This is a genomic window from Corallococcus sp. AB032C, assembly GCF_003668935.1.
GTDB lineage: Bacteria > Myxococcota > Myxococcia > Myxococcales > Myxococcaceae > Corallococcus > Corallococcus exiguus.
Map to the genome: position 1 here is coordinate 233,229 of NZ_RAWP01000001.1, position 7,961 is coordinate 241,189.

At 69.9% G+C, this 7,961-nt stretch carries 9 protein-coding genes; 5 read left to right on the forward strand and 4 right to left on the reverse strand.

The features are described from left to right. Positions 1–44: 44 nt before the first annotated feature. Together D7X99_RS00935 and D7X99_RS00940 are read right to left on the reverse strand one after the other, a co-directional pair. Positions 45–974 carry a TIGR02757 family protein gene (locus D7X99_RS00935; RefSeq protein ID WP_169830455.1) on the reverse strand — a complete coding sequence of 310 codons (930 nt, stop codon included), beginning with the start codon at positions 972–974 and terminating at the stop codon, positions 45–47. Positions 975–1,031: 57 nt separating this feature from the next. Beyond that, on the reverse strand, positions 1,032–1,499 hold the full coding sequence (locus tag D7X99_RS00940) for a molybdenum cofactor biosynthesis protein B (protein WP_120594536.1): 468 nt from the start codon (positions 1,497–1,499) through the stop codon (positions 1,032–1,034). Positions 1,500–1,553: 54 nt separating this feature from the next. Between D7X99_RS00940 and D7X99_RS43070 the strand changes: the two genes are divergently transcribed. Beyond that, positions 1,554–1,712, forward strand: coding sequence for a hypothetical protein (locus tag D7X99_RS43070; protein WP_171805230.1), 159 nt, complete (start codon positions 1,554–1,556; stop codon positions 1,710–1,712). Between the two features lie 11 nt (positions 1,713–1,723). On the opposite strand, the gene D7X99_RS00945 is transcribed toward D7X99_RS43070, so the two are convergent. After that, positions 1,724–2,038 carry a Rieske 2Fe-2S domain-containing protein gene (locus D7X99_RS00945; protein ID WP_121776024.1) on the reverse strand — a complete coding sequence of 105 codons (315 nt, stop codon included), beginning with the start codon at positions 2,036–2,038 and terminating at the stop codon, positions 1,724–1,726. A gap of 66 nt (positions 2,039–2,104) precedes the next feature. Between D7X99_RS00945 and polX the strand changes: the two genes are divergently transcribed. The 3 genes from polX to mrtX are packed head-to-tail and all read left to right on the forward strand — an operon-like array spanning position 2,105 to position 5,212. After that, positions 2,105–3,865 (forward strand): DNA polymerase/3'-5' exonuclease PolX, encoded by a 1,761-nt coding sequence (gene polX, locus D7X99_RS00950; protein ID WP_121776025.1) that lies wholly within the window; start codon positions 2,105–2,107, stop codon positions 3,863–3,865. Positions 3,866–3,884: 19 nt separating this feature from the next. Further along, positions 3,885–4,490 carry a serine protease gene (locus tag D7X99_RS00955; RefSeq protein ID WP_121751656.1) on the forward strand — a complete coding sequence of 202 codons (606 nt, stop codon included), beginning with the start codon at positions 3,885–3,887 and terminating at the stop codon, positions 4,488–4,490. Next, on the forward strand, positions 4,487–5,212 hold the full coding sequence (mrtX, locus tag D7X99_RS00960) for a myxosortase MrtX (protein WP_121751657.1): 726 nt from the start codon (positions 4,487–4,489) through the stop codon (positions 5,210–5,212). Before D7X99_RS00955 ends, mrtX begins: the two co-directional genes overlap by 4 nt. 9 nt (positions 5,213–5,221) lie before the next feature. Here the strand turns inward: mrtX and D7X99_RS00965 are convergent, their stop codons facing one another. Then, a complete protein-coding gene (locus D7X99_RS00965) occupies positions 5,222–6,055 on the reverse strand; it encodes a class II glutamine amidotransferase (protein ID WP_121776026.1) in 834 nt (277 codons plus the stop codon). 214 nt (positions 6,056–6,269) lie between these two features. Here D7X99_RS00965 and dnaK point away from each other — a divergent pair, with 214 nt between their 5' ends. Further along, positions 6,270–7,877, forward strand: a complete 1,608-nt coding sequence (gene dnaK / locus D7X99_RS00970; RefSeq protein WP_121776044.1) for a molecular chaperone DnaK — start codon at positions 6,270–6,272, stop codon at positions 7,875–7,877. Positions 7,878–7,961 lie beyond the last annotated feature (84 nt).

The window sequence follows — 7,961 nt, forward strand, 5'->3', positions numbered from 1 at the left end:
GGCCGCGCGGACTGCCCGTAGCCCATTTCCGGGTCGGGTGGGACTCAGAATTGCAGTGAACCGCGCGCGATGACTTGGGGGCCTACCTTGCAGGAAGGTAGGAGCGAACAACGCTCGCAGTGCTGGGGCAGCGTCTTCGCCGGGCAGGCGCCACTCATTCCGTAGTGGCACAAAGCAAAGTCGTAGCGGACGGGGTCCTCGGGATCGAGCGCCCGCAGCGAGGCCGTCACCTCCTCCGCCGTACGCCAGGTGAGGTCGGTGCGCTGCGTGAGGCCCAGGTGGAGCGCCATGCGTCCGATGTGCGTGTCCAGTGGGACCAGCAGTGCTGACGCGGGCACCTGCTTCCAGATGCCGAAGTCCACCGCGTCAGGTCCGCGCACCATCCACCGCAGGTACAGGTTGAGGCGCTTCGCCGCGCCCGGCCCCAGCGGCGAGGGCAGCAGGTGATGCAGTCCCCGCTCCGGTCCCATGGCCTTGCGGAGCGCGCCCATGGGCACGTCCCGCAGCGCGGCGGTGAATGCCGCGATGGCCCCGTGCAGCGTGCCGCTCGCCTGGAAGCCCCGCACGAACAGGGCCTCCAGGCTGCCGTGCTCGCGCAGCGCGCGACCCATGCCCAGGAGCAGCACCGCGAGGTCGGTGCCCACGTTGAAGCGGTACACGAAGCCCGTGAGCAGCGCCTTCGCGCCCTTCACGTCCAGCGCGCGCACGAAGGCCGCGGGCGACGGCCCCATCTGCTTCAGGAGCGCGTCCACCTTCGGGCGGAACAGGTCCGCGCGCCCGTAGGCCAGCGCCGCCGCGAGCAGCGCGCTGACCTCCACATCGCGTGGATCCGTGTAGCGGTGGGGAAACTCCACCGGGTCGAACCCGATGCGCGCCTGCTGGTCCGTGGAGGCCAGGAACGCGTCCAGGCGGGGACGCAGGAGGTCGGCTGCCTGGGTGCTCAAGCCGGTGTGCGCGACACGGCGCTTCTTCATCTCGCGGGTCCCCACGTCGTCGGTTGGAACGCGGCGAAAGGCCGCGCCCTTCCTGTCCTAACGCGTGAGCTCGCGCACCGCGTGGCCCAGCTCCGGAAGGATGAGCGCGTCCAGCGCCAGCCGCACCGCCTGCGGCGAGCCCGGCAGCGCGAAGAGGATCATCCCCTGGTAGGTGCCCGCCGTGGCGCGCGACATCATCGCGGGGCTGCCGATGCGCTGGAACGACAGCATCCGGAACAGCTCGCCAAAGCCGGGCAGCTCCTTCTCGAAGAGCGCGCGCAGCGTCTCCACCGTGCAGTCGCGCCGGCCAATGCCCGTGCCGCCCGTGAAGAGCACCGCGCGGGCTCCCGCCGCCTGCGCCTGCGCGAGCGCGCCCCGGATGGCCTCCGGATCATCCTTCACCACCGTGTGCCCGGCGACGGTGTGCCCCGCGGCGGCCAGGCCCTCGCGCAGGTCCTTCCCGCTGCCGTCGTGCGCTTCGTCCCGGCTGTCCGAGCACGTCACCACGTACGCGCTGACATGCACCGGCGCGCGCGACTTGTGCTCCGCCGCCACCGGGGAGCCCTCGTGCGAGTGCCCATGGTCGTGGTCGTGCGAGTGGCCGTGGTCATGACCGTGGTCGTGCGAATGACCGTGCCCATGGTCGTGGTCATTCGAATGACCGTGGGGGTGGTGATGGCCATGACCGTGGTCATGGTCGTGATCGTGTCCGTCGTGTCCCATGGTGGACGCTCCTGAAGGGGGAAGGCTCAAACGTCAGGCAGGTCGACGACGAGCGCTCCGTCCTCGACCGTGAGCTGCACCGTCGGCTGGTCATCACAGACGCCGGGCGAAGTCGCGTTCTTTCCCGAGTCCATGTCGAAGCCGACCTCATGGCAGGGGCACACGACCATGTTGTCCTCGATGCGTCCGCCCGACAGCAGACATCCGGCGTGGTTGCACCAGTCATCGAGGCCCTTGTAGCGGCCCTGGATCTTCGCGATGCAGACGTTGCGCTTGCCGATTTCGTAGCCCCGCATCTCCCTCTCGGCGAAGTCCGCGGGGCCCAGCTTGATCTTCGTCATTGCGTTCCTTTTCCCACAACCCGTCCGGGCCTGCACCCCCGTTCCCCCGGCATTAATTTCCCGACCGTGACTCCCGACGTGACACCCTCCATCGCCGTGCTCACCGACAAGGCGGCCGTTGCCCAGCTCCTCCGGGACATGTCCCTCCTGCTCCAGCTCCAGGGGCAGAGCGGCTTCCGCGTCCGCGCCTACGACATTGGCGCGGACCGCATCGCGAACCTGCCGCAGGACCTGGGCGCCATCGTCACGGAGGGCCGCCTGCAGGAGCTCCAGGGCATCGGCCCGGGGCTCGCCGAAAAGCTCACCGAGCTGGTGACGACCGGCCGCATGACGGCGTTCGAGGAGCTGAAGGCCCAGTTCCCCGCCGGCCTGCTGGAGCTGATGAAGCTGCCGGACGTGGGCCCGAAGAAGGTGGCTGCCCTGTGGAGCGAACTCCAGGTGGGCAGCATCGAGGACCTGGAGCTCGCCTGCCGCGACGGCCGCGTGCGCGAGCTCAAGGGCTTTGGCGCCAAGAGCGAGGCGAAGCTCCTGGACGGCATCGCCGTGTACCGGCGCGCCCGCGGCGAAAGGAAGCTGCTGGGTGACGCGCTGCCCATCGCGGAGGGCCTGCTGGAGCGGATCCGCCAGGCCCCGGGCGTGGTGCGCGCCAGCCTGGGCGGCAGCGTGCGCCGTCGCGCGGAGACGGTGTCCGACGTGGACCTCATCGCCTCCGCGAAGGAAGCGGGGCCGGTGCTGGACGCGCTCGCGAACGCGCCGGGCGTGGCCACGGTGATTGGCAAGGGCGAAAGCAAGTGCTCCGTGCGCATGGTGCAGGGCGACCTCCAGGTGGACCTGCGCGTGCTGCCGGACGAGGACTTCGCCACCGCGCTGCACCACTTCACCGGCTCCAAGGCGCACCACATCCGGCTGCGCAACCTGGGCCACGAGAAGGGCCTCAAGATTTCCGAGTGGGGCGTGCACCGCGAGGACGGCACCAAGGTCCCCGTCCCCGACGAGGCGACGCTGTACCGGCTGCTGGACATGCAGGAGGTGCCGCCGGAGCTGCGCGAGGACAACGGCGAGGTGGAGGCCGCCAGGGCCGGGAAGCTGCCGGAGGACCTGGTGACGCTGGAGGACGTGCAGGGCGCGGTGCACGCGCACAGCACCTGGTCGGACGGCCGCAACACGCTGGAGGAGATGGCGCGCGCGGCCCAGGCCCTGGGGCTCAAGTACCTCACCATCACCGAGCACAGCGAGGCGGCCATCCACGCGGGCGGCCTCAAGGTGGATGACCTCAAGCGGCAGTGGGAGGAGATCGACCGCGTGAACGCGGCGGTGCCCGGCATGCGGCTGCTCAAGGGCATCGAGGTGGACATCCTGGAGTCGGGGGCGCTGGACTACGCGGACAGCGTGCTGGAGCAGTTGGAGGTCGTCATCGCGTCCATCCACGTGCGCCACTCCATGGACGAGGACCAGATGACGCGCCGGGTGCTGGCCGCGCTGGACAACCCGCACCTGCACATCCTGGGACACCCCACCGGGCGCCTCATCCAGAGCCGCGAGCCGTACGCGCTGCGCATGGAGGAGGTGCTGGAGCGGGCCCGGGAGCGCGGCGTCGCGGTGGAGATCAACGGCAAGCCCGCGCGCCTGGACATCAAGTCCGAGTACGTGCGGCAGGCCGTGGGGCTCGGGGTGAAGCTGGTGGTGAGCTGCGACGCGCACCGTCAGGACGACCTGAAGAACCTGGCCTTCGCGGTGGCCACGGCGCGCCGCGGCTGGGCGAGGAAGAAGGACATCCTCAACACCCGGTCCGCGGAGAGCTTCCTCGCCGCCCTGCGGGAGCGCTGATAGGCTTCCGGGCGCGAAGATGTTCCGCCCGGTCCTCCCCGTCCTCCTCTGTCTCCTCCTGGCCCTGCCCTCGCGGGCCAGCGCGGAGGCCCGTCCGTCGCGCGCCGACCTCCAGCGCGTGCTGGAGCTGCACGCCCGCTCGTCCGTGCGCGTGCGCGGTCCCCTGAACGCGGGCCCCGGCATCATCGTGGGCGCCGACGGCCAGGTGCTCACCGCCGTGTCGCACGTGGGCCCCGACTCCGCCCAGGTGATGCTCGCGGGCAACGCGCTGACGGCGCGCGTGGTGCTCTCCAGCGCGGCGCTCCAGGTCGCGGTGGTGGCGGGTCCCCAGGGCACGTGGCCCGCGGCGCCGGTGCGGCTGGTGCCGGACGGGCTCGCGGGCCGCTGGGTGGTGGGGGTCATGCCCGCGCGCAAGAAGGGCCAGCGGGACACGCCCAAGGCCGCGGTGGCGAAGGTCGCCCCCGCGCCGTTCTTCGACGTGGACCTGACGCTCGCGCCCGGCAGCCCGCTGTACGACGGGGACGGGCGGCTGGTGGGCCTCGTCGTCGAGCGCCGGGGCCGTGGTGCCCGCGCCCTGCCCCTGTCCGCGGTGAAGGCGGAGCTCGCCTCGGCGGACGCGCCATGAGCCGGCCTTCGGGTCCACCGTTCAAGGTGAGCGCGGTGCAGGAGGCGATGGGCCTCTGGGCGCTGGGCTTCCTGGGCATCATCGCGGCGTTCCTCATCGCCGGAGGCACCAGCGTGCCCAAGCTGGTGGCCACGGTGGGCTTCCTCTACCTGCCGCTCATCCCCATGCGCTGGCGCGACGAGGACTACCGCGACTACGGCCTCACCCTGCGCGCGTGGAAGCAGGACGTGCGGCTGTTCCTGGTGATGTGCGCCATCGTGGGGCCGCTGTTCTTCGCGGGCTTCGCCGCCTTCGTGCAGGTGGTGCCGCACCTGCCGCCCGAGCTCGCGCGCCACCTGACGCCCATCATCGGCGAAGGCCACTTCCAGCCGCGCCTGCCCCCGCGCTTCGGCGAGTGGGTGATTGATCAGCTCTTCGTCGTGGCCCTGCCGGAGGAGTTCTTCTACCGGGGCTACATCCAGGCCCGCCTGCGCGACGCCTGGCCCCAGGGGCGCGTGGTCCTGGGCGCTCGGCTGGGGCGCGCCTTCTGGGTGACGGCGCTCCTCTTCGCGCTGGGCCACCTGGCCATCTTCCAGACGTGGCGGCTGGCGGTGTTCTTCCCCGCCCTCCTCTTCGGATGGATGCGCGAGCGCACCGGCACCCTCGTCGGCTGCTCCCTCTTCCACGCCGCCTGCAACCTCTACGTGCGCTTCCTGGAGGTCTCCTTCTTCGGCGGTCCGTAGCGGCCTTCCTCAGCCCGGCGGCAGGTGCTGGACCTGGAGGTCCGCGCCCACCGTCAGCGTCGTGCCCTGCGGCAGCTCCACCCAGCCCTGCGTGCGCGTCACGTGGCTGGCCACCACCACCGTGCGGCGGCGGCGGTGCGCGCCCACCTCCGGATGCGTCTCCGGCGTCGTGGGTGTCACGCCGCAGTGGGCGCACTCCGCGCTGCCCTCCAGGCGCGTGTAGTACAGCGGCGCCTCGCCTCGGCGGGTGGCGGCCAGCACGGCGCCATTGGTGGCAACCATGTTGAGCGGGGGCATGCGCCGCTGCCCGGCCTGCACGAACGCGGCCTCCACCTCGCGCACCGTGTCGCGCAGCACGCGGCCGGCGACGGCTGGCTCCAGGCGCGGATCATCCGTGCGGCCCAGCCCACGCAGGTGCGTGAGGAAGAGGACGAAGAGGACCTCACTGTCGGTGGGGCCTCGCACCAGCCGCTGGAGGTGCTCCGGCACGCGCGACAGCAGCAAAGCGCGCAGGGGCTCGAAGTCTGGCAGCGGGCCCTGGTGGGCGAACAACCAGTGGCGGGCTCGGAAGGGCTGGGTGTTGTCCTCGGGCGACAGGCCCAGCGGCAGCCGGTTCGAGTGGAAGAGCACCGCCTCCGATTCGTGTGGAGGCCCCAGGTCGTCCAGCGTGAGGTCCCGGTCCGGCGCCAGGCGGCGCAGCAGGACCTCCTCCTGGGCATAGGAGCCCACCCCCAGGGCATTGGCGCGAGCTTCCGGGCGGAGGACGACCTGCCCGGCCAGCCGGTGCAGCTCGCACCGGAGGAGGTTGGGGTCCGACGACAGGGCGGCGAGGATGGCGGACATGGTGATTTCCCCCCTTCACCCCTAGAAATAAGGTCCATGGGACCCCGGTTCAGCGCGGCGAACCCGCTCCCCTGCTCTGGCGCTAAGCCCTTGAAATGGCTGGCATTTGATCAGGCATTGAATTGACACCCCAGTGCGTGGAGCCTAACCTCCGTGCGCTTCCCGACAGCCCTCTCCCAGAGGAATCGGGGTGCAGGTCTTCACCGGAGACGGAATGGCGGACGACATCGCAATCGGCATCGACCTGGGCACGTCGTACTCATGCGTGTCGGTCGTCCATGAAGGCCAGCCCACGGTCATCCCCAACGAGTGGGGCGAGACGACGCATGCCTCGTGCGTGTCCTTCCTGGAGGAAGGGTCCGTGCTGGTAGGCAACGCGGCGAAGAAGAACATCATCACCAGCCCCGAGAACACGGTGTACTCGGCCAAGCGCCTCATCGGCCGCTACTACTTCTCCGACGAGGTGAAGAAGGCGCAGGCGGTGATGCCCTACCGCATCGTCGAGGGCGACAACAACTCGGTGCGCATCGGCGTGCGGGAGCGCAGCTATTCGCTGCCGGAGATCTCCGCGCTGGTGCTCAAGGAGATGAAGGCCGTCGCGGAGACGTATCTGGGCCGCGAGGTTCACAAGGCGGTCATCACCGTCCCCGCCTACTTCAACGACAACCAGCGCCAGGCGACGAAGGACGCGGGCCGCATCGCGGGCCTGGAGGTGCTTCGCATCCTCAACGAGCCCACGGCGGCGGCGCTGGCGTATGGCTTTGGCCGGGACGTCAACCAGCGCGTCGTCGTCTACGACCTGGGCGGCGGCACGTTCGACGTGTCCATCCTGGAGATCGGCAAGGACGTCTTCGAGGTGCTGGCCACGGCCGGTGACACGTACCTGGGCGGCGACGACTTCGACGACCGCATCATGACGTGGATGGCGGACGACTTCCTCAACCGCACGCGCCTGGACCTGCGGCAGAACAAGTACTGCCTGCAGATGCTGAAGGACGCGGCGGAGAAGGCGAAGATCGACGTGGGCCAGTTCGGCACCGCGGACATCCTCTGCTCGGGCATCTGCCAGGACGCCAACGGCAACGTGATGGACCTGCGCAACACGCTCAACCAGGACCAGTTCAACCGGATGGTGATGGACCTGGTGCAGCGCACGTTCAAGGTCTGCGATGAAGCGCTGCAGAGCGCGCGGCTGACGGCGGCGGACATCGACGCGGTCATCCTGGTGGGCGGGCCCACGCGGCTGCCCATCATCCGCAACTCGGTGAAGCACTACTTCCAGCGGGAGCCGATGGAGGGCATCAACCCGGATCAGGTCGTGGCCATGGGCGCCGCGCTCCAGTCGCACGCGCTGCTGGACAGCAAGACGGAGACGTTCCTGGTGGACGTCACGCCGCTGACGCTGCGGATTGGAACCGTGGGTGGGTACACGGAGAAGATCATCGACAAGAACACGCCGGTGCCCATCGACCGGTCGAAGACCTTCACCACCAGCCGCGACGGGCAGGAGAAGGTGAAGATCCGCGTGTATCAGGGTGAGTCCAACCGCGCCGAGGAGTGCGAGATGCTGGGCGAGTTCGAGTTCTCGGGCTTCCGCATCGGGTATCGCGGCGAGGTGAAGATCGAAGTGACGTTCGAGATCAACACGGACGGTCTGGTGAACGTGTCCGCGTGTGACGTGGAGACGGGCCAGAAGACGTCCACGACGATCACGCTGTCGTCCGGCATGACGGAGGCGGACATCCAGCAGTCGATCCAGTCGAACCGCAACACGCGGCTCGCCGGCCACAACAGCAGCGACCTGCCCGCCGTGGCCAACTAGGCACCGCCGATGTCCGAGCCTTCCGATCCGAACTTTGGCGCGCCGCCAGGGCCCGCCGCCCCCCCGGCCCCCGCGCGTCCGGCG